Source organism: Bacillus sp. JJ1521 (assembly GCF_036965165.1).
In the GTDB taxonomy this organism is placed as follows: domain Bacteria; phylum Bacillota; class Bacilli; order Bacillales; family Bacillaceae_L; genus Ferdinandcohnia.
The window spans coordinates 44,631-45,437 of sequence record NZ_JBALOX010000077.1; the positions used below are offsets into that span (position 1 = coordinate 44,631).

At 38.0% G+C, this 807-nt stretch carries 1 protein-coding gene; it reads right to left on the reverse strand.

From position 1 onward, the window contains the following. Positions 1-86: 86 nt before the first annotated feature. Positions 87-807 (reverse strand): peptidylprolyl isomerase (locus V7147_RS12830; protein ID WP_335368256.1); only part of this gene is annotated, 721 nt, incomplete at its 5' end.

An 807-nucleotide genomic window follows, 5' to 3' on the forward strand; every position in this document is an offset into this window, starting at 1 on the left:
GACCTCGAGGGGCTGGGCCCTGGAGCTAGACACAAAAAAGGACCGTTTCGTCATAAAACGGTCCTTTTCTATATATAACAACTTACTTATTCTGCCACAGCTTCAGTTTTAAATAAATCCTTAAATTCTTTATCCTTCACTTTAACATCTGCATCCTTGATTACTTTGTCTAAAGCTTTTTGAAGGGTAGCTCCACTTTGATCTGCCTGAAGTAACGCTTTGCGGACCTCATCTTTCTTCTCTTGATCCATCTTATCGAAATCTGCAACAGTTCCTGTTACTTTAATAATATGGTACCCGTATTGTGATTCGATAATTTGACTAGTTTCGCCTTCTTTTAAAGAAAATGCAGCTTCTTCAAATTCAGGCACCATACGCCCTTTTTCAAACCAACCTAGGTCCCCACCATTTTGAGCAGTACTATCCTCAGAGTATTCCTTCGCTACGTCCTCGAATTTTTCACCGCTATCAAGCTTGGCCTTTGCTTCATCGATTTTCTTTTTAGCTTCTGCTTTTTGTTCTTCAGTTACTTCTGCAGTTGGATTATCAGAAAACTTCGCTAAGATATGGCTTGCCTTAACCACTTCTCCTTCTTTTACTTCAACTGCATCCATAGCTGCTTTTTCTTTCAGCATGTCCGATTTTAAAAGATCACGAACGAAATCTTCACCTTTTTCCTCAACCACTGCATCAAATTGTGCACCTAGGGCTGCTTGCATTTCTTTATACTTTGCATCTATTTCTTTATTAGTTACTTCATATTTCTCAGACAAAACTTTAGTATAAACTAAATCTTTAAGAAAAACA